This window comes from Streptomyces akebiae, from assembly GCF_019599145.1.
Classification (GTDB): domain Bacteria; phylum Actinomycetota; class Actinomycetes; order Streptomycetales; family Streptomycetaceae; genus Streptomyces; species Streptomyces akebiae.
The window spans coordinates 9,054,276-9,076,278 of record NZ_CP080647.1; the positions used below are offsets into that span (position 1 = coordinate 9,054,276).

The 22,003-nt window shown below is 69.5% G+C and carries 18 protein-coding genes and 3 pseudogenes; 12 read left to right on the forward strand and 9 right to left on the reverse strand.

The features are described from left to right. The first annotated feature begins 194 nt into the window (after nucleotides 1-194). The gene (gene istA, locus K1J60_RS39375; protein WP_220650388.1) at nucleotides 195-1,613 is read left to right on the forward strand and encodes an IS21 family transposase; all 1,419 of its coding nucleotides are present in this window, start codon (nucleotides 195-197) and stop codon (nucleotides 1,611-1,613) included. Beyond that, the gene (istB, locus tag K1J60_RS39380) at nucleotides 1,610-2,380 is read left to right on the forward strand and encodes an IS21-like element helper ATPase IstB (RefSeq protein WP_220650389.1); all 771 of its coding nucleotides are present in this window, start codon (nucleotides 1,610-1,612) and stop codon (nucleotides 2,378-2,380) included. The genes istA and istB overlap by 4 nt, the downstream gene beginning before the upstream one ends. 388 nt (nucleotides 2,381-2,768) lie before the next feature. On the opposite strand, the gene K1J60_RS39385 is transcribed toward istB, so the two are convergent. The 4 genes from K1J60_RS39385 to K1J60_RS39395 all read right to left on the reverse strand — a co-directional run bounded on the left by K1J60_RS39385 (nucleotide 2,769) and on the right by K1J60_RS39395 (nucleotide 6,205). Beyond that, on the reverse strand, nucleotides 2,769-3,575 hold the full coding sequence (locus tag K1J60_RS39385; protein WP_220650390.1) for an SGNH/GDSL hydrolase family protein: 807 nt from the start codon (nucleotides 3,573-3,575) through the stop codon (nucleotides 2,769-2,771). A 230-nt stretch (nucleotides 3,576-3,805) separates the two neighbouring features. Beyond that, complete coding sequence (locus K1J60_RS39390; protein WP_220650391.1) at nucleotides 3,806-4,753, reverse strand: NHL repeat-containing protein; 948 nt, start codon at nucleotides 4,751-4,753, stop codon at nucleotides 3,806-3,808. A 741-nt stretch (nucleotides 4,754-5,494) separates the two neighbouring features. After that, nucleotides 5,495-5,617: a hypothetical protein gene (locus tag K1J60_RS46375; RefSeq protein WP_259408107.1), complete on the reverse strand. Its 123-nt coding sequence runs from the start codon at nucleotides 5,615-5,617 to the stop codon at nucleotides 5,495-5,497. A gap of 12 nt (nucleotides 5,618-5,629) precedes the next feature. Next, nucleotides 5,630-6,205 (reverse strand): TetR/AcrR family transcriptional regulator, encoded by a 576-nt coding sequence (locus K1J60_RS39395; protein WP_220650392.1) that lies wholly within the window; start codon nucleotides 6,203-6,205, stop codon nucleotides 5,630-5,632. A 105-nt stretch (nucleotides 6,206-6,310) separates the two neighbouring features. On the opposite strand from K1J60_RS39395, the gene K1J60_RS39400 reads away from it, so the two are divergent. The 4 genes from K1J60_RS39400 to K1J60_RS39415 all read left to right on the forward strand — a co-directional run bounded on the left by K1J60_RS39400 (nucleotide 6,311) and on the right by K1J60_RS39415 (nucleotide 9,957). Beyond that, complete coding sequence (locus tag K1J60_RS39400) at nucleotides 6,311-7,276, forward strand: SDR family NAD(P)-dependent oxidoreductase (RefSeq protein ID WP_220650393.1); 966 nt, start codon at nucleotides 6,311-6,313, stop codon at nucleotides 7,274-7,276. A 42-nt stretch (nucleotides 7,277-7,318) separates the two neighbouring features. Then, nucleotides 7,319-8,134 (forward strand): SDR family oxidoreductase, encoded by an 816-nt coding sequence (locus K1J60_RS39405; protein ID WP_220650394.1) that lies wholly within the window; start codon nucleotides 7,319-7,321, stop codon nucleotides 8,132-8,134. A 92-nt stretch (nucleotides 8,135-8,226) separates the two neighbouring features. Beyond that, on the forward strand, nucleotides 8,227-8,946 hold the full coding sequence (locus K1J60_RS39410; protein ID WP_220650395.1) for a YceI family protein: 720 nt from the start codon (nucleotides 8,227-8,229) through the stop codon (nucleotides 8,944-8,946). Between the two features lie 63 nt (nucleotides 8,947-9,009). After that, nucleotides 9,010-9,957, forward strand: coding sequence for a nuclear transport factor 2 family protein (locus tag K1J60_RS39415; RefSeq protein ID WP_220650396.1), 948 nt, complete (start codon nucleotides 9,010-9,012; stop codon nucleotides 9,955-9,957). Nucleotides 9,958-11,277: 1,320 nt separating this feature from the next. Here the strand turns inward: K1J60_RS39415 and K1J60_RS39420 are convergent. Beyond that, a pseudogene (locus K1J60_RS39420) lies at nucleotides 11,278-11,864 on the reverse strand (IS110 family transposase); the annotation flags it as partial. A 105-nt stretch (nucleotides 11,865-11,969) separates the two neighbouring features. Then, nucleotides 11,970-12,233, reverse strand: a complete 264-nt coding sequence (locus tag K1J60_RS39425) for an SHOCT domain-containing protein (RefSeq protein WP_220650397.1) — start codon at nucleotides 12,231-12,233, stop codon at nucleotides 11,970-11,972. A 702-nt stretch (nucleotides 12,234-12,935) separates the two neighbouring features. Between K1J60_RS39425 and K1J60_RS47255 the strand changes: the two are divergent. Further along, nucleotides 12,936-13,046: pseudogene (locus tag K1J60_RS47255) on the forward strand (metal-sensitive transcriptional regulator); the annotation flags it as partial. 418 nt (nucleotides 13,047-13,464) lie between these two features. Here K1J60_RS47255 and K1J60_RS39435 read toward each other — a convergent pair. Then, entirely contained in the window at nucleotides 13,465-14,340 is an 876-nt protein-coding gene (locus tag K1J60_RS39435; protein WP_220650398.1) for a universal stress protein, read from the reverse strand. A gap of 257 nt (nucleotides 14,341-14,597) precedes the next feature. Here K1J60_RS39435 and K1J60_RS39440 point away from each other — a divergent pair, with 257 nt between their 5' ends. Both K1J60_RS39440 and K1J60_RS39445 read left to right on the forward strand, forming a co-directional pair. Then, nucleotides 14,598-15,416, forward strand: coding sequence for a universal stress protein (locus K1J60_RS39440; RefSeq protein ID WP_220651906.1), 819 nt, complete (start codon nucleotides 14,598-14,600; stop codon nucleotides 15,414-15,416). A gap of 78 nt (nucleotides 15,417-15,494) precedes the next feature. Then, a pseudogene (locus K1J60_RS39445) lies at nucleotides 15,495-15,877 on the forward strand (pyridoxamine 5'-phosphate oxidase family protein); the annotation flags it as partial. Between the two features lie 75 nt (nucleotides 15,878-15,952). On the opposite strand, the gene K1J60_RS39450 reads toward K1J60_RS39445, so the two are convergent. Together K1J60_RS39450 and K1J60_RS39455 are read right to left on the reverse strand one after the other, a co-directional pair. After that, a complete protein-coding gene (locus tag K1J60_RS39450) occupies nucleotides 15,953-16,630 on the reverse strand; it encodes a CBS domain-containing protein (RefSeq protein ID WP_220650399.1) in 678 nt (225 codons plus the stop codon). A 24-nt stretch (nucleotides 16,631-16,654) separates the two neighbouring features. Then, on the reverse strand, nucleotides 16,655-16,795 hold the full coding sequence (locus K1J60_RS39455; protein ID WP_220650400.1) for a hypothetical protein: 141 nt from the start codon (nucleotides 16,793-16,795) through the stop codon (nucleotides 16,655-16,657). Between the two features lie 504 nt (nucleotides 16,796-17,299). Here K1J60_RS39455 and K1J60_RS39460 point away from each other — a divergent pair. The 3 genes from K1J60_RS39460 to K1J60_RS39470 all read left to right on the forward strand — a co-directional run bounded on the left by K1J60_RS39460 (nucleotide 17,300) and on the right by K1J60_RS39470 (nucleotide 21,870). Further along, nucleotides 17,300-18,175, forward strand: coding sequence for a universal stress protein (locus K1J60_RS39460; RefSeq protein ID WP_220650401.1), 876 nt, complete (start codon nucleotides 17,300-17,302; stop codon nucleotides 18,173-18,175). Nucleotides 18,176-18,230: 55 nt separating this feature from the next. Beyond that, on the forward strand, nucleotides 18,231-20,630 hold the full coding sequence (locus K1J60_RS39465) for a glycoside hydrolase family 65 protein (protein ID WP_220650402.1): 2,400 nt from the start codon (nucleotides 18,231-18,233) through the stop codon (nucleotides 20,628-20,630). Between the two features lie 286 nt (nucleotides 20,631-20,916). Further along, nucleotides 20,917-21,870, forward strand: coding sequence for a universal stress protein (locus K1J60_RS39470; protein ID WP_220650403.1), 954 nt, complete (start codon nucleotides 20,917-20,919; stop codon nucleotides 21,868-21,870). Nucleotides 21,871-22,003 lie beyond the last annotated feature (133 nt).

Below are 22,003 nucleotides of genomic sequence, written 5' to 3' on the forward strand. Positions count from 1 at the left end.
GCGGGCTGTGGATCCGCAGCGTTCCCATGTCGCGGTGGGAGAGCGGAATGTCCGTCCCCGACCCGTGCTGTCGGCGTACACACGATCGTCCCCGGTCGCGTACGAGTGAAAAGGGCCGTTTGATGGTGCGGTGAATCGTGGTGCCCGGCAGTCTGCTGCTCGTCCGGTGAAGGGTGGCGGAGGGCGGTGACGCGGTGGTTTTGGACCCGCAGCGCTGGCTGGAACTGCGGCGGTTCCGTGCTCTGGTCGAGTTAGGAGCGGTCAGTCTGACGGAGGTGGCCAAGGAGACTGGGCTGGACCGCAAGACGGTCCGCAAGTATCTGTCGAGCACGGCGGCGTCGGTGCCGCCGAGGCGGACGTCGAACGGCCGGCCCCGGAAGAAAGTGGTCGACGAGGTTGCCCCGTTGATCGACGCGATGCTGCGGGCAGAGATCCTCATCAAGGGCGCCGTGGTGCACGAGCGTCTGGTGAAGGAGTACGGCTCGACGATCAACTATCAGCGGGTCAAGCTCTATCTGCAGGAGGCACGGCCGCGGATCGCGGGTGAACTGGGCATCGAGCCGCGGGAGTTGGCGGGTATGCACCGCCGCTTCGAGGTGGTTCCCGGGGCCCAGGCTCAGGTCGACTGGGGCGACGAAGGCAAGATCCTCGCCCACCTGGGAATCCCGAAGGTCTACTCGTTCCATATGGTGCTGTCGTACTCGCGCGATCCGTTCTGCTGCTTCACCACGAGCCAGGACCTGCAGACCTTCTTCGACTGCCACCGGCGGGCGTTTGCGCACTTCGGCGGGGTGCCGATGTCGATCGTCTACGACCGGACCAAGACCGTCGTGCGCCGGCACGTCGCCCCGGGCGAGGCGGTGCCGCTGCATCCGGAAGCGGTCGGCTTCGCCGGCCACTACGACTTCGATATCGACGTGCTGGCCGCCTACCGGCCCACCGGCAAGGGCCGGGTCGAACGCCAGGTGTTGATCGTGCGTGATCACGTGCTGGCCGGCCGGGCGTTCTCCTCGCTCGAGGAGCTGGATGCCGCCTTCATGGCGTGGGTGCCGCAGCGACGCGCCCGCACCCACGCCACCCACCACGAGGTCATCGGACACCGCGCCGCCCGGGATCACGCCGCCCTCAAGCCGTTGCCGCCCTCGCCCTATCTGGTGGCCGAGCGGCATCTGCGGCCGGTCGGCAAGGACTGCCTGGTCGCGTTCGGCGGAAACCTCTACTCGGTGCCCGCCCGCAAGGTCCGCCCGCGTCAGCTGGTCGAGATCAGAGCGACAAAATCCCAGGTCATGCTGCACACGACGGTCCCCGATGCCAGCGGCGAGACCCTGCTGTCCAGCCATCCGCGGGCAGTCGGCCGCGGCGTGGTCGTCAAGCAGGACGAGCACTGGGATGGCCTGCCGACCGGCAAGAACCGCCGCACCACGACGGGCGACGAGCCGCCACCACCGCGGAGCGAGTCCTCTGTGTCCGGTCGCATCGGGCCGTTGCAGGCCCTGTTGAACCGGGCCGCTGCAACCCAGATCGAGGTCGGGAGACGGCCGTTGTCGGTCTATGACGAACTGACCGGCACCCGGCCCTTCACCACCAACTCCCCGTCGAAGGAGTCGTCTTGAGCGAGCTGACCGGCAACCGCATCCGCACCACGGCCGGCAAGCTCGGCCTGCCCCACCTCGCGGAAACCATCAACGAATACGCCCGCCGGGCCGACGAGGCGAAGATGGGCTACCTCGACTTCCTCGACCTGGTCCTGTGCGAAGAACTCGCCGTCCGCGACGACCGCTGCTTCCGCCAGGGCCTGCGGCTGTCGAAGCTGCCGCACCACAAGACGCTGGACGAGTACGACTTCTCCTTCCAGCCCGAGCTCGACCCTCGCAAGGTCAAAGACCTCGCCAGCCTCTCCTTCGTCGACGGCAAGGCGAACGCCGCGCTGCTGGGGCCACCCGGGGTGGGCAAGACGCATATCGCCGTCGCTCTCGCGGTCGCGGCCTGCCGGGCCGGCTACTCGATCTACTTCACCAGCCTCGACGACATGGTCCGCAGCCTGAAGGCCGCCGAAGCGGCAGGCCGACTGGTCAACAAACTCGGCACCTACCTGCGGCCGAGCGTCCTCGTGGTCGACGAAGTGGGCTACCAGCCCCTCGAACGCGCCGAGGCGAACCTGGTCTTCCAGGTCATCTCCAAGCGCTACGAGAAGGGCTCCATCATCCTGACCTCGAACAAGACCTTCAGCGAATGGGGCCAGGTCTTCGGCGACGAGGTCCTCGCCACCGCCATCCTCGACCGCCTCCTGCACCACTGCGAAGTGATCGCGATCAACGGCCCGAGCTACCGGCTCAAGAACCGCCTCCAGGCCATCGAGCGAGAGACCGACGTGGCCTAACAACTGGGGACATTCAAACGTACCGGCCCAGCCCGAAGGGAGAGTACGCCGACACGTGCCAACGGACGGGCGGTCAGCAGCCGGAGCACGGCAACGGCCGGCCCTGCCTGAGCGGTCAGGTCCCTGCCTACCTGCGCACAGGCCGCACGGTGAGTGTCGTGCGGACCTTCCATCCGATGCTGTCCACCCTGGGGGACTTTGGATCGACCGGACGATCCGCACGCCGAGGTCGGTCTGCTGCCACCGTCCTTCGCCCCCTCGTCCGCGTCGGCCAGCCGATGAGCAGCTTGCGGTGGTGACTGGCGGGGTCGATGTCGGACTGACGTAGAACACCCGGTGAACAGCAGTTCGGCGCGAGGAGCCGCCGGCGTCGTCGCAAGCCGGAGCGTCACACCGATGGGGAGGTGTCCTCAGCGGACGCGGCCACCGGAAGCAGTGCCGGCCGCTTGGCCTGACGGCCGTCGCCGGAGGATCGGCCACGCAGGCGGCGGCCGATCCAAGGGCCGAGGAAGGTGCCGGCCCAACGCAGTTCGGCACCCACGGTCCTCCAGGCAGAGATGTCTGTCCCCTCGGCCGGAAGGGGAAGGGTCCACTTGTCGTCGCTGCCCGGCAGGCCGAGCGCCTGGGCCACGGCAGCCGCGATGCGCGCGTGTCCCAGCGGGCCGGCGTGCAGCCGGTCGGCACTCCACAACCGCGGATCGGTCGCCGCCGCGTGCGCGGCCGTCTCCGCCACCACCACGCCGTGGCGGTCGGCGGCCTCCCGGATGCGCGCGTTGAGTGCGAGAACACGGTGACCGATCGGGCGGGCCAGCGGCGTGATGCGACCGACATCCGGAAACATGAGGGTCGCGACGGTGGCGCCCTGCGCGGTGAGGGCGGCGAACATCGCCTCGACATGGCCGGCCACCTCGTCGGGGTCGCAGCCCGGGCGCAGCGCATCGTTGACTCCAGCCACCACGGTGGCGAGGTCGGGCCGCATCGCGAGAGCCGGAGCCAGCTGCTCGGCGCGCACCTGACCGGCCTTACGGCCGCGCACCGCGAGGTTGGCGTAGAGCAGGCCGGGGCTGTGGCGGGCGACCTGCTCGGCGAGCCGGTCCGCCCAGCCCCGAAGACCACGGACGTCGTCGCCGTCCCCGAGCCCCTCGGTGTGACTGTCACCCAGGGCGACATAGCGCAGGTACCCACTGCTCGACACGCGGCCGACCGCCTCTCGTCAACGCTGCTGATAGAAGTGGCACACGGCCATCGATAAACAACTATGCGCTTAGTCGCATTGTTGAATAAGACGATAGCTGCGGGCTCACCTTCCTGCAAAGTCGACTGCGTACCGCCACCACCTGGATCAACCACGCCAACGCCGTCGCATGCACGGCTGGGCCCCGCCCGCTTTCAGCGGACAGGGCCCAGCCGTGCTCCGGCCGTACGTCACACCAACGACACGGACACCGCGTTGTAAGGCGTGTTCTCATCCCGGTCCGGGGTGGTGAAGCGGGAGTTGGGGAGGTACAGCCGACCCTGGTAGGAGGCGGCTGTGGTGGGCAGGTCGAAGCGGTCGTCCCTGATCACCCCGACCGCGGTGCCCCGCGTACCCGACCGGTTGAGCCGGATCACGTCCACCTGGTTGGGGTTGGGCTGGACGACGTAGAGGGTGCGGCCGACGAGTACGAGCCCGTCGCCGCTGGGCAGTGTGGTGTCACCCAGGTCCACCTTGCGGGCTACGCCGGTGCGGGGGTCGACGCGCATCAGCGAACCGCCGTCGACGGCCGCGTTGGTGACGAGCAGGGCGCTGCCGTCGGGGGTGAGCGAGATGCCGTTGGACGTGAAGCCGGACTGCACCCAGTCACCGCTCAGCGTGAGGCTCTCCGGGGCGCCGATACGGCCCTTCCTGCCGAGCGGCAGCTTGAAAAGCCGCGCGCTGAACGACTCGGTGAACCAGGCGGCGTCGCGGGCGAGCAGGACGTCGTTGACGAAACTGCCCTCCCCTGCGACCACGTGGTTGGCGAGCAGCGCGCCACTGTGGGCGTCGACGACCCGCAGTTCGCCACTGCTGCCGCCTGCCAGGAACAGCCGGCCCCAGGAGTCGACCTTCAGGCCGACTGTCATGCGCCCCAGGCCGCGGTGGACGACCTTGCCCTTGCCGCTCGCGAGGTTCACCCGGTACACGCCGCCGGTGGCGATCGATCCGAAGTAGGCGTACGGCGCGGAGCCGATCGCGACTCCCTCCGGTCCCCAGCCGTTGGGCAGCGAGAACTCCCCGGGCCAGGATCTGGCGGCGGTGCCCGGGGCGGCCTGTGCCGTACCACCGATCAGGGCCGTCGCTCCCAGGGCGATGCCCGCGCCGAGAAGCTGCCTGCGTGCGAGAGAACCTGTCATCGATCGTCCTTCCACGGAAAACAAGACGGGCCGTGCCGGTCCGGCTGGGCTCCTGGATCAATTATTGAGAGTTCAAGCATCTGCGCACAGCGACGAATGTCCTGACTCTCCTCGGTCCATCGGACGGAAAGCCGCCGGGCTGGTGGGGGCGCGGCCCGCGAAGGCGCGCCATTCGACAGCGGGCCGACCTGGCGAGGCTGAACGTCGTGCCCGGGGTACGTCATTCGTCCTTGCTTCCGGCGCTCATCTCCGGGGTCTCTGTCCAAGCGGGCACCGCTGGGTCATCATCCGAGAAACCTGCCGGCCGCAGTGGTGCGACCGGCGTGAGTACGGTGTCGGCTGAGCGCCGCACCGGGAGGGCGAGCCGGTCATGAGCGTGCGGCGACCGCACATCGAACCGGGCAGGCTGTTCATCGGCGGAGAGTGGCGGGACGCGGAGTCCAGGGAGCGGTGCGTCGTCGTCGCCCGTCGACCGGCAGAGTCGTCACCACGGTCGCGGAGGCCGACGGGGCGGATGCAGCCGCCGCGGTGGCCGCCGCCCGCGAGGCCTGAGTGTCACGCCGACCTTCGCGGTCGGCACGGCCCCGTCGTGCACTTCTTGGCCGGCAGCCCGGGATGACGGTACGTCACCCCGGTGAACGGGCGGGCCGAGTCGGGTCGTCGAGATGCGGCCCGCGAGATGGCCGACGTGGTGCGGCCCTCCGGCATGGGCTTCGTCGCGGCGAGGCCGTACGCCTCCATCTAAAAGTAGTGGTCCATGACGGAGAGTCGGCTGATGCCGGCCTCCTCCGCGGCCGGCTCGGGTCCGAGGGCGGCCGGGCCGCCGGAAGGGTCGAAACGGGTGACGTGTACGCCCAGTCGCATGCGGTCTCCAGTTCAGTCGGCGCGGTGGCGGAGTCCGTCGAGGAGCAGATCGAGCATGCGGCTCGCGCGGTCGCGCAGCCCCTTGTCGGTGGTGATCAGCAGGATGCCGCCGAGGCTGAAGCCGACGTCGAGAGGGTCGACGTCGGAGCGCAGGACACCCGCCTCGGCCCCGGCCTTCAGGAGCGTGCTGATGGCCGTGCTGATCCGTTCCAGGCTCTCGGTGAACGGGTCCGAGTCACCGGAGGCCATGACGGCCTTCAACGCGTCCGCCATGCCCTGCTTGGTGGCCAGATAGTCGATGAACCGGTCCATCCACACCCGCATCGCCTGGTCGGGCGGGTATTGCGCCAGCAGTTCCTCGGCGCTGTCGCAGACCCGCGCGACCTCGTTGCGGTATGCGGCCTCAAGCAGGGCCTCCCGGGTGGGGAAGTGCCGGTACAGCGTGCCGATGCCCACACCGGCCTCTCTGGCGATGCCCTCGAGCGACGCGTCCGTGCCCCGCTCGGAGAAGGCGCGTGCGGCCACGTCGAGCAGCCGTTGCCGATTGCGGCGCGCGTCGGCACGCAGTCCGCGTGTGTTGCCGGTCACAGCGTTCCTTCCTCCTGGACAATCGGAGGACCCTCCGCTTAAAGTTCAAGCAAATCGGAGGAGCCTCCGTTTTTTGATCGTAGCAAACCGGGAGCACGCGCCGACATGACCACGAGCACACGCATCACCACCCCCTTCCATGCCGGATCCACGGCCGCCGACGTCATCGCGGGCACGGACCTCACCGGCCGCCGCGCCGTCGTCACCGGAGCCGCCTCCGGCATCGGTGTGGAGACCGCCCGGGCGCTCGCCGGGGCCGGTGCGCAGGTCGTCCTCGCCGTGCGGGACACGGCCGCCGGCCGCCGCACCGCGGAGGACATCAAGGTCACCACCGGCTCGGAGGGCGTGACGGTCGCCTCCCTGGATCTGACCGATCCGGCGTCCGTCGGGGCGTTCGTGGCGGCATGGCAAGGGCCGCTGCACATCCTCGTCAACAACGCGGGCGTGATGGCGACTCCGGAGACCCGGACGCCGTGGGGCTGGGAGCTGCAGTTCGCCACCAACCACCTGGGGCACTTCGCCCTCGCCACCGGGCTGCACGGCGCTCTCGCGGCGGCCGGCGGGGCGCGCGTGGTGTCGGTGAGCTCCAGCGGACACCTCTTCTCACCCATCGTCTTCGACGACCTCCACTTCACCGAGCGGCCGTACGACCCGTGGCTCGCCTACGGGCAGTCCAAGACGGCCAACGTGCTGTTCGCGGTCGAGGCCGCCCGGCGCTGGTCCGACGACGGGATCGCGGTCAACGCGCTGATGCCCGGCGGGATCCGGACCAACCTGATGCGTCATATCGGGGACGCCGAGATGGCGCAGTTCGGGGCCCACCTCCAGGCACTGATCGGCGAGGGAACGCAGCCGCCCGAGCTGGCCCTCAAGACGGTGGAGCAGGGGGCCGCGACCTCGGTGCTGCTGGCCGCGTCGCCCGTGGTCGACGGTGTCACCGGCCGGTACTTCGAGGACTGCGACGAGGCCGAACCGCACCGGCCCGGCACCAACACCGGGGTCGCCGCGCACGCCGTGGACCCCGAGGCGGCCGCGCTCCTGTGGCAGGCGTCCGAGTTGCTCCTGGCCTGACCTCCCATTCCATCAACTCCCTTTCCCCACTGGAAGGTTCTCGTGTCCAAGACCTGGTTCGTCACCGGCTCGTCCCGCGGCTTCGGCCGCTCGTTCGTCGAAGCCGCGCTGGATCGCGGAGACAAGGTCGTCGCGACCGCGCGGAACACGGAGTCCCTGACGGACCTCGCGATCGCCTACGGCGAGCAGTTGCTCGCGCTGCCCCTGGACGTCACCGACAGGAGCGCCGTGTTCGACGCGGTCCACAAGGCCCACGCGCACTTCGGCCGACTGGATGTCGTCGTCAACAACGCCGGCTACGGCCACTTCGGCATGGTCGAGGAGCTGACCGAGGCCGAGGCGCGCGACCAGATGGAAACGAACTTCTTCGGCGTGCTCTGGGTCACCCAGGCCGCGCTGCCGCTGCTGCGCACCCAGGGCGGCGGCCACATCGTCCAGGTCTCCTCCGTCGGCGGCGTGCTCTCCTTCCCGAGCCTCGGTGTCTACGCCGCCTCCAAGTGGGCGGTGGAGGGGCTGTCCGAGGCCCTGGCCGCCGAGGTTGCCGGGCAGAACATCAAGGTCACCCTGATCGAGCCCGGCCCCTATCCCACCGACTGGCCCGGCGCCTCCGCGGTCAACTCCGAGCCCGCCCCGCTCTACGACGGAGTCCGCCAGGCCCTGGCCGAGGGCCTGGACCTGTCCGACATGGGCGATCCGAAGGCCGTCGGTCCCGCCCTGCTGACGATCGTGGATGCCGAGAACCCGCCGCTGCGGGTGTTCTTCGGCAGGCCGCCGATCCAGCTGGCCAAGGACCACTACGCGCGCAAGCTGGCCACCTGGGCAGAGTGGGAGCACGTCTCCCTCGCGGCCCACGGCTGACCCCCATGGCATTCATGGCCCAGGGCACTTTCCAAGCCAGTACTTGAAATTTCAAGATCTACTACTCGGCCATCCGCCTCTCGGAGGAACCAATGGCACGCACCACACCCAGACGCTGGAAGCGCTGGCTGATCGTCGGCGTTGCCGCCGCAGCCCTCGTGGGCGTCGGAGGCCCGTACCTCTACATCAACTACATCCAGGACGACCCACCAGCCGCGCTGTCACTCGCCGGTCCACCGGCCACGCCGGAGAGCACATCCGGCTCCGGCTCCGGCGAGCAGGCGGGGGAGGGCGTCGAGGGCGGGTGGCGGGTGGGCAGCGGCTCGCAGGCCGGCTACCGCGTCGACGAGGTGCTCTTCGGCCAGAACGTCACGGCCGTGGGCCGTACCGACGAGGTCACCGGAGAGCTGGAGATCGAGGGCACCCGGGCTGTCGGCGGGAGCTTCACCGTCGACCTGGCCTCGGTGGAGAGCGACTCCGACCAACGCGACAGCCAGTTCCGCGGCCGGATCATGAACACCGAGCGGTACCCGAACGCCGTCTTCGAGCTCACCGAGCCCGTGGACTTCGGCTCGGTGCCGGACGTGAACGAACAGGTCACCGGCGAGGCCACGGGGGATCTGACCATCCACGGCGAAACCAATTCCGTCACGTTCGACCTCACTGCCCAGCGCACCGCCGACGGCTTCCGCGTGAACGGCTCGATCCCCGTCACCTTCGCCGACTACGGCATCGACGCACCGAACTTCGGTGGGATCACCGTCGAGGACGAGGGGACCGTCGAGTTCCTCCTCGCCTTCAGCCCCGCGTGATTCCGCCGCCCGCAGTCGCCGCGTAACGCATCGCTCATCGCACCCGTATTGGAGAACACCGTCATGAGCAAGACCTACTTGTCCAGGAGGACCGTCGCCGCTCTGCTGGCCACGGCGACGATCGGATCCATGGCCGGATCCGTGCCCGCCGCCACGGCATCCGCCCCCGCCTCCTCCCTGACCCTCGCGGACTCCTGGCAGGCGAACCCCCACGCCGAGGAGCGCAACAAGCGCGTCGCCGTCCGCGTACTCAGGCAGCTCTTCGAAGAGGGCAACCTCAAGGTCGCCGACCAGTACATCCGTGCGGACTACATCCAGCACAACCCGATGGCCCCCGACGGCCGGGAGGCCATCAAGGACTTCATCCGCGACTGGACCGCGCGGTTCCCGGACCACGTGTACAACGTCAAGCGGGTCCTCGCCCAGGGCGACCTGGTCATGGTCCACTCCAACCCGGTCTACGAGCCCGGGACCCGTGGTTCGTCCGTGGTCGACATCTTCCGCTTCGACAGGAAAGGCATGATCGCCGAGCACTGGGACGTGGTCCAGGACGTACCGGCGACCACCGTCAACGGCAACGACATGTTCGGCACGGTCAGTCGGCCGCGTACCAACCAGCCCGGCCCTCGCTGGATGACCTCCTTCAGCCAGAAGGTGGCCACCGCCTACTTCGACACACTCCTCGTCGACAAGAACCCCGACGCGGTCAGGTACCTGACGCCGGAGTACTACCAGCACAACCCGACCATCCCCAACGGCTCGGCCGGCCTGCGCGAGCAGTTCACCAACTTCTTCCAGCAGTTCCCGAACCTGATCGTGGAACGCAAGCGTGTCATCGCCCAAGGCGACCTCGTGGCGATCCACGCCCACTACCGCCTCAACCCGGAGGACCGCGGCCAGGCCGTCGTGGACATTTTCCGCGTCGGCAAGCACGGCAAGATCCTCGAACACTGGGACTCCGTCCAGGACGTGCCGTCGACCCCTCCCCTCAACGACAACACCATGTTCTGAGCCCATTCCGCCACGAGGGATTGTGGGATTCCACTCCAGCGGCAGCGGGCGGCGGGACTCGCCGACTGACAGTCGGTCAGGGTGGAGTATCCACATAAGGAACTTCATCGCGAGACTCCTGGCGGACAGCTCCGACAGCTGCGGAAGCAAGGGCAATGTGCTGGTGCGTCTTATCCGTGCTCTCGCCACCCTCGCGCATGCCGGATGGTGGCCTTCGGCCGGGCGCGCGTAATGCCGCACCGGCGTCGCATTCACGCAGTAATCGCTGGCGGGCCGGATGACCGGAAACCATGATGTCCGGTGCGACGGGAGGCCGCGCGGAGCCGACAGGCACCTCGCCGCGCGGTCTCCCAACCTCCCGACTGTCGGGCTACCGCCGACTCGGCCCCCGCTACCAGCGGCCTCCGGCAGCTACCCGACTTTTCTCGGCCTCGCCGCCGCCCTGTGCCGCTACAAGCGACTGGTCCACCTCGCCACGCGGGACACCTTTCAACCATCGGCTCCGGGGGCGAGGTGCCCATGTTGCCTGAGCGCCGGGAATTGATGGTTTTCACCCCTCGCTGTCGCCACGACGAACACATCGGGGTCGATATTTCGGAGCGCCTCCAGAGATTCATTGGAGAAGCGTCAGGGAAATGTGAAATAACCCCTTGGGTCGTGCGGAAAACGTGAAGGCGGCAGCCCGTGCTGTGGGCCGCATTACTGGCGGATACGGCTGCACGAGAATCGGTGTCTGTGCACGCTTGAGCGTCGAAATCGTCCTGAAGGTAATGGGTTCATTCAGTACTTGCACTTTCAAGTTTCCTGTCTATATGATCGAATGGTCCTCATGGATCGCGAGCGTTCGGGATCGCGAGCGTTCGTATTTCCATCAGTGTGATGTTGCACCGGCTTGAACATTAGGAGTCTCTATGCGTGCCAGAATTCCCGCGACTCGTACTCGGATTGTGTCCGGTCTCGTGCTCTGTGCGGCGGCCACACTGCTGGTCACCACGCCGGCCCAGGCGGCCGGGCAGTCGAAGTCGGCAAGCGCTCCCGTGGGTGACGTCAGCCGCTCCGACGTGTCCGGGCTCAGCGGCTGCGGCTGGCGCTGCTGGTAGTAAGACGTCGCCCATGGTCCCAAGACCCCTGTGAGCGGACGACAACGGTCAACAGCGGTGCGAACCCGCTCTCGCGAGGCCGCCGTTGAGTCACATAGGCGCAGGTCAACGACTCCATGCGGGCGCCGTCGCTTCCCAAGCCGAGAGCGCGACTTTGATACTCGTCAGCCGCTCCGCGAAGAAGGCCCAGGTCAGTGACCTGGGCCTTCTTGCTGCACGTGGTGATGATTTGAACTGCTGCGGACCTGACCGCGGCCCCCGGCATCGAGGTCGGGACCTTGGAAACAGGGTGATCCTCCAGCAGGGCCTTGATCAGGGCCTTGATCAGGGCTTCCAGGGCCCGGCACTGTTCGTGGACGGTGGCGAGGAGCGAGCGGGCCAGGGAACGGGATCACGGTGTCGAGGGTGCAGGTGCCGGGACTACGGCGGTCTGTTCGTCGAGCGCGTCGAAGATCGCGTCGAAGATGTCGTCGATCAGCCGGGCTGCCATGCGTGGGGCTTTGGGTCTGATCGCCTCGACGAGTCTGCGGCGACCGGCTTTCCGCAGCGCGGCTGGGGAGCCGTGACGTTCCAGCAGCCAGGTCACGGCCGGGTGGTCCAGGCGCAGCCCGAGGGCGCGCTCCAGCGGGGGGTGGACATGGGTGAGCGGACCGCGCATCCGGTCGGAGGTGCGGGTGGCCTCGGCCGCGAGGTCCTCATCGAAGCCGACGAGCACGGTCAGCTCGGCGGTGACCTCGTCGGTCAGCTCCAGTGAGCGCAGGGTGTGCGGCATGGTGCGGCCGCGTCCGCGATCACCGCGGCGTCCTCGACGACGACGATCGCGGCGGCGAGCGCGTACATGCCGTAGTTGCGCTGCTTCATCACGAGCCTCCTGCAGCGGAGGACAGAGGCCGCAGCCAGTGCGGCCGACTGTCAGGGTTTGGTGAGAGGGCCGGCGTGCAGGGCGGTCAGGCGGCGCCGGTACTCCTCTTCGTCGATCTCCCCGCGGGCGAACCGTTCTGCGAGAACCTGTTCGGGTGTCTGCGGCGCGGCGGGGGTGTGGGTGTGCTCGTGAGGCTGGTTCACAGCGCGGAAGAGCAGCACGCCCACTGTGATGATCAGCGCCCAGAACAGGATCATGCTGGCGGACATCGCGAACCAGCCCCATCCGCCGGGGTCATGGCCGTACCAGAACATCGCCCTTCACCTGCTTCGGATCGTTCGGCATCGAGTGCGGGCCAGGAGGCCCGGCGCCCTTGAGGAGCCTGTGTCCTCGTCTCCAGCGTGCCTCTTCCGGGGGCGGCGCACTGGGGCCGTACGGGCCCGACCGAGGGGGCCGTTCCGCCCCTACCAGGTAGGGGTAGCCGGGCGGAGGCTTGAAGGAGCGAGGCTGGAAGAAGGCGCGCCGCCAGGGGTGCCACACACCAGCCCGCTGCCGCCCGCCACACCCGAGTCCGTCACACCCCGGGTGGAGTCCGCAGCCCACCGGAGCACGGCCCCACCCGCCGCGGCCCGACGCCGGGCAGCAACCGCACCATTCGCCTGAGTCCGGCACTGGCCACAAACACCCGTCAGGCGCGGCACCTATGACTGTGGACCCGGTGTGCGGCATGCACCTGGGCCCGGCGTCAGCCGCCGAACGACGCGACAGCGCGTCCGGCAGCCACTTCTTCTGCTCCGCGCACCGCGCGGCCACCTTCGACGCCCACCCGGGCCGCTACCGGGCGCCGGCAGCAGGGGGGACAAGCGAGGGAGGGCAGAACCGATGACCACCATCCCGACCACCCCCGCACCGCGGATCCGGCGGGGAAGGCCAAGCCGCGCGGCTACGCCGGTCACAAGGACGACCACCTGTCCCGGCTGCACAAGGTGGAGGGTCAGGTACGCGGTATCACCCGCATGGTCGACACAGACCGGTACTGCGTCGACATCCTCACCCAGATCAGCGCCGCCACCCACACCCTGCAAGAAGTCGCTCTCGGCATGCTCGACGACCACATCCGGCACCGCGTACACGACGCGGTCCGCGCCGACGAGGCCGAAGGGGACGCCGAACTCGACGAACTCACCCAGGACAAGCTCGGGCGGAGGCGATGGCGATGGCGACAGTCCGCGCCAGTGCCGTCCACTGGGCACGCGGCGCCGTCTGCCCTTCCGTTGTGGAAGCCCCGCCGACGCCGACGGTCGCGGTCGCGTCCGGCAGGCACGGTTGAGGGCGGCTTCCCGCTCGCAGGTGGCCCGAGGGGCGGTCACCGTGGTGTAGTCCAGGGACGTCAGGTCGACCGGCTTCTTGACCTTGTAGGCGCGGTCCGAGACGAAGAGCACCACCGCGGTGTGGGTCTCGCGCACCTCCGCGCGCGGGAGGGACGGGGGCGCGTGGGCGTCGGCTCACCGCACCGGCGCCCTCGGCTCCTCGTGGTGGCTCGGCTCAGTCATGAGGGACGACGGCGACAGGGCAACGGGCGTGGTGGGCGGCGGCCTGGGCTACGGGGCCCAGGCGTGGGGCCAGGGGAGGGTGGTGCCCGCGTCGGCCGACGATCAGCAACTCGGCGCCCGCGGCGGCCGCTACGACGGCCCTGGCGGGGCTGTCGAGGCGGACGGTGTCGGCCACCGCCACGCCCGGGAACTTCTCACGCCAGGGGCGGAGGGCCTGGCTCAGGCTCTTCTGCGCGTCCTGCCTTTCCTCTTGGGTCACGGTGTGGTCGACGCCCCAGGGGGCGTACGCGTGGATCGGCAGGCTGCGACCATGGACGGCGCGGACGGGTGCACCCCGCGCCGCGGCGGTGGTAAAGGCGAATTCGAGCAGCTCATCGCACGGTCCGTGCAGTTTCAGTGCCACCACCACATCGCCTGGTGCACCTGATTCGGGGGTGCGGCCTTCTCCCCGTCGTTCGGCGCGGACCAGGACCACGGGCCGCTCGGCGTGTGCCACGACGGACATGCTGATGTCGCCGAGGAAGTAGCTCTCCACGGGAGTCAGGCCCCGCGAGCCGAGCACGAGCATCTCGGACTCCGACGCCGCTTGGAGCAGTGCGTTCTGGGCGTCGTCGGCGACCAGGTTGCCGACGAGAGTGAGGCCAGGATGGTGCGCCTGGAGTTCCGTCCGAGCGTTGTGCATGAGCCGCTTCGCCCAGTAGTTCTGGTCGATTTCCGAAGGGACGTGGGTCGGTTCTGGCGCCAGTAGGGGCCACGCGTGCAACAGGCGCAGGGTGAGGTCGCGCCGCTCGGCCTCGTCGGCGGCCCAATGGGCGGCGGCAAGGCTCTCGGGAGAGCCATCGAGGCCCACGGTGAGGGCTCGCTCCATGGCGACTGCCTCCATCTCGTACGAAGCTGGAAAGGACCGTGAGCGTGGCCACCGTCCGGACTGCTCGCCCCGTGCGTGGGTGGCCGTGCAGGCCGGCCGCGGGGCGTGTTCGATGCGCCGCACGAACGTCGGCGCCGACCGACACGACACGGCGCTTCTACATCGAGGACTACCCCAGATCCACGCGCGGCGCATGTGGTCCCCGGCGAGGCGGCGCCAGGCACGGGCCGGAAGTCCGGAACAAGGAGGTGGGAGTGGTGGCGGTTCCCCTGATGGTCGGCATCGACGGGTCCGAGTCGAGCCTTGAGGCGGTGGACTGGGCCGCGCACGAGGCAGTCCGGCACGAGGTGCCGCTCCGTCTCGTGCACGCGGTCATAGCGGACCGCGAGGCGCCGGACATGGTCGCCGTCGCCTCGGAGCGAGCGAGGAAGAGCGCCCCTGCGGTGCGACTGTCGAGTGAGGTGCTGCATGAGGACGCGGTGTCCGCCCTGGTCGGGAAGGGGCGCAACGCCTTCGCGCTGGTGCTGGGGTCGAGAGGTCTTGGAGATCTCGCCGGGCTGCTCCTGGGCTCGGTCAGCCTGGCTGTGGCCGCTCATGCCGACTGCCCGGTCGTCGTCGTGCGTGGTGGGGTGGAGCACCGCATCGGCCGGTTCGGGATCGTCGTCGTCGGTGTCGAGGACGGGGAGGGCAGCGGTACGGCCGTGCAGTTCGCGTTCCGCGAGGCCCATGTGAGGCGCTGTCGGCTGGTGGCCGTGCACGCCTGGAGCGTCCCGGTCGGGACGCCGGGGCCTCCGGGCCTGTCCGGATACGCCTTCCAGGCCATGGGACGCCCGCCCGCCGACGTGCTCGCTGACGCGTTGCGCGGCCCTGCGGAGCGGTATCCGGACGTCCCGGTGACCAGCGAGGTGGTCGAGGGCCCGGTACGACGGGCGCTCTTGGAAGCCTCGTCCGGTGCTGATCTGCTCGTTGTCGGGGCCCGCAGGCGCCACGGACACGTCGGCCTGCAACTGGGCCTGGTCAACCACGCGGTGCTGCATCACGCGCCGTGTCCGATCGCGGTCGTTCCCCAGATATGACCGGGGAGGAACAGGTGGGTCGAGCTGCCGGTCGTCGGCAGGGACCAAGGACGGCAGGCCGACCCGTCAGTGACCAGTCTTATCTGCCTGGCGGACGCACTGCGCACCACCACCGTCGCTCTGCGGGGCCGCGGCACCGATCTGCCGCCTGGCCCGAGCCTGCGCTCCCGCACCCTCAGCTCTGGACCTTCGCCCCGACGAATGCCGCGCCCGGCTTCCCACGCACGGGGGTGGGGCGTGTGGCGGTGTCGACACCGCGCGGCCCGGCGGTGGTTCCGGTGAACTACGAGGTTGTCGACGATGCGATCGCGTTCCGGACCGCGCCGGACTCGGTCCCGGCAGCGGCCGTGGGAGCGTAAGTCGCCTTCGACGTCGACCATGTGGATGAGGCGATGAGCCAGGGCCGGAGCGTGCTCGTCGTGGGACCTGCGCAGGTGGTTACCGAGCCGGACGGGCTCCGCATCACGGCGGCCGAGCAGTGAGGGAGGAGACCTGATCGGTTCCTCACCGTTCGCGTGTGTGCCGGGTTCGGTCTCCTACGGCTCGCTCCCAGGGTCGACCGGAGTGGTGGACTCGCCGGTGAGACGGGGCTCAACGTCCACGACGCCCTCAATGGCGCGTACGAGGCGCACGGCGACGGAGACGAGCGAGGTGTCGCTGATGTGCCCGCGCAGGGTGACGACGCCTTCGTGGACGTTCACGTGGATGGCGTGGCTGAAGGCCGGGAAGAGGTAGGACACCACCGTGCGGCGCACTTCCTCCTCGATGTCCTCGTCCGACCGCAGGAAGACCTTCAGCAGGTCGGCGCGGCTGACGATGCCCTGGAGCATGTCCACGTCGTCGACCACGGGCAGTCGCTTGACGTGCCTGACGGCCATGATCCTTGCCGCTTGGGCCAAGGTCGCGTCGGGGTGGACCGTGATCGCGGGGGTGCTCATGAGCTCCCCAGCCGTCACTGCCCCCGCCTTGGCGATGTCGGACAGGCGCCCACGTTGCTCGAAGAGACTCGGGTCGCTGTCGCGGAACTCCTCCTTGGGCAGCAGGTCGGCCTCGGAGACGACGCCGATGACGCGCCCTTCGCCCTCCAGCACCGGCATGGCACTGACCCTCCACTGCTCCATGGTCTGCACGATCTCCTTGAAGGGGGCGTCGCGTCCGACGGCCACGACCGTATGCGTCATCACATCGCTCACGATGTGCGGGGTCTCAGGCACTTCGGGCCTCCTCGTCTCGCCTCGTCAGGGCACTTCGCCTGCGCCGTAGGGCGCGTACAGGTCGAGCAGCCGCACCCGGGCGGACATGAGCCGGCCCGCGAACACTCCGGAGACATGGGTACACACTTCGTCCTTCAGCTCCTGTGCCGTGCCAACACAGCTCATGGACCGCAACCGCGTCGAACTCGTAGGCGCGCACCGGGGCTGCCGGCCTGGGCCCCCAGGTGCCGGCGACGGGGAGGGACGAACCACGACCAGCCGAGCAGATCCCTGTGAGCTGCTCGCGATGCTCCTTGGTCAGGGCGCCGACGACGCCGCTCCTCGCAGCCACAATGGCCATCCCTTCTCCACGACCTCGAAGTGGGGGCGGGCTCCCATCCGGTCACGGACGTCTCACCACGCGGTGCCTGGTCTCGTCGGCGGGAGTCCCGACCCGCGTCCGGTCGACAGGACGACGGGCCCAGGTCAGTGCGCAGGCCGTGGTGGCGACGCGGACGGCCCAGCGATGCCTTCCGGCCGCATGACTCCACGATCGTCGCAAATCGGCACGGTGCAACCCGGGCCCAGATCTCCCTGCGGGAGTCCGTCACGTGTCGCGACGGATCCGGGGCGGTGCGACGGTATTCACAGGGGTTCACGCCGTGGCCGGGCAGGAAGGCGGTAGGGACCATGGAGCTCCCGCTGGTCGTGGGTGTCGACGGATCGGATTCCAGCCTGCAGGCCGTGGACTGGGCCGTGGACGAGGCGGCGCGCCTCGGGCTGCCCTTGCGGCTCGTCTACGCCTCCCGGTGGGAGCGGTACGAGGGAAGCCGCCCCTCCTTCAGCACCGACCGTCCGGCCGAACAGGTCATGGCCGAGCACATCATCGCGTCCTGCGCGGAGCGCGCCCAGCTGCGCGACCCAGAGGTGAAGGTGGCGAGCGACGTGCTGCCTGACGACGCTGTGTCCGTGCTGCTGCACGCTGCCAATGAATCCTCAGCCCTGGTCATCGGCTCCCGCGGCCGCGGCGAGGTCACGGGGATGCTGCTGGGATCGGTCAGCCTCACGGTGGCTGCCCGCGCCGTGTGCCCGGTCATCGTGGTCCGCGGTGGCGAGCGGAACCGGCAGGGCTCCTTCGGTCGGGTAGTGATCGGCGTCGGCGACTCCACCGAGGGCTCGGCCGCCCTGCGGTTCGCCTTCCGCGAGGCCGAGGCGCGCGGCTGCGCCCTGCATGCTGTACGGGCCTGGCGCAGCCCCGCCCATGAGCACGTGGACAGCCCTCTGCTCGTGGACGATTCCGCCGTTGCCCACGAGGAACGGGCCTCCGCCCTCCTCACGGACGCGCTGCGTGACGCCGTACCCAATCACCCAGAGGTGGATGTACTGCGCCAGGCGTTCGAAGGCCCCGCCCACAAGGTCCTCCTGGACGTGTCGACCGACGCCGACCTGGTCGTCGTGGGTGCGGTGAGGCGGCACGGTCACTTCGGTCTGCAACTCGGCAGGGTCGCCCACGCCCTGTTGCATCACGCCGAGTGCCCGGTGGCCGTCGTCCCGCACCGGGCCTGAACTCCGGCGCGCGTCGCACGCTCCATCTCGTGAGGGGAGAAGGCGAGGACGACGGATGTCGGAGTGGCTCTGGGAGTACGAGGGATACGACCCCGCTGCCGAGCGGTTGCGCGAAGCGTTGTGCACGCTCGGCAACGGCTACTTCGCCACGCGCGGAGCGGTGCCGGAGAGCAGGGCGGGCCTGGTGCACTACCCGGCCACCTATGCGGCCGGGGTCTACAACCACCTGGAGTCCACTGTGGCGGGGCGACGGGTGGTCAACGAGGACCTGGTGAATCTCCCCAACTGGCTGCTTCTGCGGTTCCGTCTCCGCTCCGCCGACGGAGCGGTGGGCCCGTGGTTCTCTCCCGACGCGCGGCAACTGCTCGACTACCGGCACACCCTGGATCTGCGCCGTGCCACGCTGACGCGCACGTTCCGGTACCGGGACGACGAGGCAGGCATGCTGAGCGTGGAACAGAACCGCCTACAGGACATGGCGGATCCTCATCGGGCCGCGCTACGGACCGTTTTCACGGCCGAGGAGTGGTCGGGCGAAATCGAGGTCGAGTCCGTCCTCGACGGCGACGTGACCAACAACAACGTCCACCGCTACCGGTCCCTCAACCGGAACCACCTGGCCCAGGTGCGGACAGGGGAGGCGGGGACCGACACGACGTGGCTGCGTTGCCGGACCAGCAGCTCCGACATCACGATCAGCATGGCGGCGCGTACGGTCGTCATGGGGCAGTTGCCCACGTCGTCCGAGCTTCGGCCGTCTCGCCACCGTGCCGTGCACCGGTTGGTGCTACCGGTCGCTCCGGGCCGGCCCGCCGTCGTGGACAAGACCGTGGCCCTGCACACCTCCCGTGACCTGGCGATCAGTGACCCGCTCGGCGCGGCGCTCGACCGGGTGACCACAGCCGGTGACTTCCCTGCGCTCCTGCACTCCCATGTGGCGGCGTGGGCGCGGCTGTGGCGCCGCGCGGACATCCAGGTGCCCGGGGAGGCGGGTCGTGTGCTGCGTCTGCATCTCTTCCACGTGCTGCAGACGCTGTCGCCGCACACCACGGAGCTGGACGTGGGCGTGCCGGCTCGTGGCCTGCACGGCGAGGCGTACCGGGGCCATGTCTTCTGGGACGAGCTGTTCGTGCTGCCCTTCCTGAACCTGCACTTCCCGGAGGTCTCACGGGCGCTGCTGAACTACCGCCACCGGCGCCTGCCCCAGGCATGCCGTGCAGCCCACGCGGCGGGCCGGGCCGGGGCCAAGTACCCGTGGCAGAGTGGCAGCGACGGACGCGAGGAGACCCAGCAGCTGCATCTCAACCCCCGTTCGGGCCGGTGGCTGCCGGACAACTCCCGCCTCCAGCACCACGTGGGCTCCGCGATCGCCTACAACGTGTGGCAGTACTGCGAAGCGGCCGGCGACACCGAGTACCTGCACACCAAGGGCGCGGAGATGCTGCTGCAGATCGCCCGCTTCTGGGCGGACACCGCGGAGTTCGCCCCTGATCTGGGCCGCTACCGCATCCGGGGCGTGGTCGGCCCCGACGAGTACCACGACAGCTACCCGGACGCCGCCCGGCCGGGCCTGGACGACAACGCGTACACCAACGTCACGGCCGCCTGGGTTCTCAGCCGCGCCCTGGACCTCGTACGGCGCCTGCCCGCGTGGCGCCGGGAGGAACTGTTCGAGCGCATCCGGCTGGACAGCGGCGAACTCCCGGAGTGGGAGGAGGTCTCCCGGCGGCTGCTGGTGCCGTTCCACCAGGGCGTCATCAGTCAGTTCGACGGCTACGGTGACCTCGCCGAGTTGGACTGGGAGGCGTACCGAGCGCGCTACGACAGCATCCGGCGGCTGGACCGGATCCTTGAGGCGGAGGGGGACACGGTCAACCGCTACCAAGCCTCCAAACAAGCGGACGTACTGATGCTCGGATACCTCTTCTCGCCCGCCGAACTGCGTGACCTGTTCCGCCGTCTCGGCTACGACATGGACGACGAGGTCTGGCGCAGGACCGTCGACTACTACCTGAAGCGCACCAGCCACGGCTCCACCCTCAGCGGCCTCGTTCACGCCTGGGTCCTCGCCAGGGTCAGACAGGCCGAGGCATGGTCCTATTGCCAGGAAGCCCTGAAGGGGGATGTCGCCGACCTCCAGGGCGGTACCACAGGGGAAGGCATACACCTCGGTGCCATGGCGGGGACACTGGACCTGGTGCAGCGCGGCCTGACCGGCCTGGAGACCCGCGAGGACGCCCTCCGCCTGGACCCCGTGCCGCTTCCGGCGCTGTCGGAGTACGGGTTCTCGCTGCGCTACCGCGGCCACTGGGGCGTCAGCGTCCGGCTTCGCAGCGGACACTTGGGGATCGGTGTGCCCGACTCGGAGGAGACACCGATCCGTGTGGTCCTGCCCGACCGGGCCGTGACCATCGCGCCCGGAGAGACCTGCACCCTCCTGCTGCCGGAGGGGTGAGCGGTCGCTCACGCCGCACCCGTCCGACGTGGCGACTGCTCCGGGCAGACCGCGATGCCTCCGAGCGCGGCACACGCCACGGCGCGAGAGCCGACTCATCATGACCATGCTTGCCGCCTGCCCGGCCGCGAGAAAGTCGCCTTCCCTCCGCCCCCTGGTGATCACCACACCTGTTGGTCGGCGATCCCCTCATGGTTTCTTGGCGTGGCGGCGCTCGAAGGCAGGGGGCAGGCTGGGAGGACAGCGAAGGGGCCGTGCGGAGCGGGAGATCTTTCTGGAGGCGGCCATGACTGGTGCGGACAGGCGTCGGCCGATCGTAGTGGGCGTCGACCCGGACCGCTCGAAGCGGCCGGCGCTGGCCTGGGCCGCCGACGAAGCGGACCGGCGTGGCCTGCCGCTGCGGCTCGTCCATGCCCAGGGCGTGCCGACCGGTGGTTACCGGTCGGGGGAGGTACGGCCGTCCTGGGAGGAGTGGAACCAGGCGCTGCACGGCGTGGGTGACCAGGTACTCAAGGAGGCGGTCGCGTTCGTCGAGGCCCGGCAGCCGACGGTGGAGGTGTCGACGCTGCTGGCGGAAGGAGAGCCGACGTGGGTCCTGCGGGAAGAGGCGCGGAGCGCCGCTCTGGTCGTGGTGGGTTCCTGGCACCTGAACAGGCGGCGCGAAATGTTCACCTCAGCCTCCGTGGCGTTCCCGCTCAGCGCCCATGCCCCCTGCCCGGTCGCGGTCGTACCGGAGCCGGAGCCGGAGCCGGAGCACGTCACCCAGAAGCCCGCGTACTTCGTGGTCGGCGTCGACGGCAGTCCGGACTCCGCCGCGGCGGTGGATGTGGCGTTCGAGGAGGCGGCCCTGCGCGGGGCGCTCCTGCGGGCCCTGTATGTGTGGCATCCACCGCTCCTGGGCGTGCTGGACGAGGACGCCGCGGTGCGGGAGTGCCGCCGTGTGCTGTCGGAGACGGTCGCGGGTCGCACCGCGACGTACCCGGACGTGGAGCTGCACCATGAGGTCGTCCGTGGCCACCCGGTGCAGGTGCTGACGGAGGCTTCGGAACACGCCCTGGGGCTGGTCGTGGGAACCCGGGGGCACGGTGGGTTCACGGGCATGCTGCTGGGCTCGGTGAGCCAGGGGGTGCTGCACCACGCCCGCTGTCCCGTCATCACGGTCCCCGTGCGAGTCGGCGAACGGCCCGGGACCTCTGGCCCGGACGGCCCTGGCGGTGCCGTCGGACCCGTCACACGATGAGGGAGCGCCGCCGGTCATGGGCGGTGAACCGGCGAGAAGTCCGCCGAACTCCCAGGAGTCCGTGATGGCAGCCTCCCCCGACGCGCCGCGCGCGGTCCGGCCGGTCGCACAGGCGACGATGACCTCGTCACCG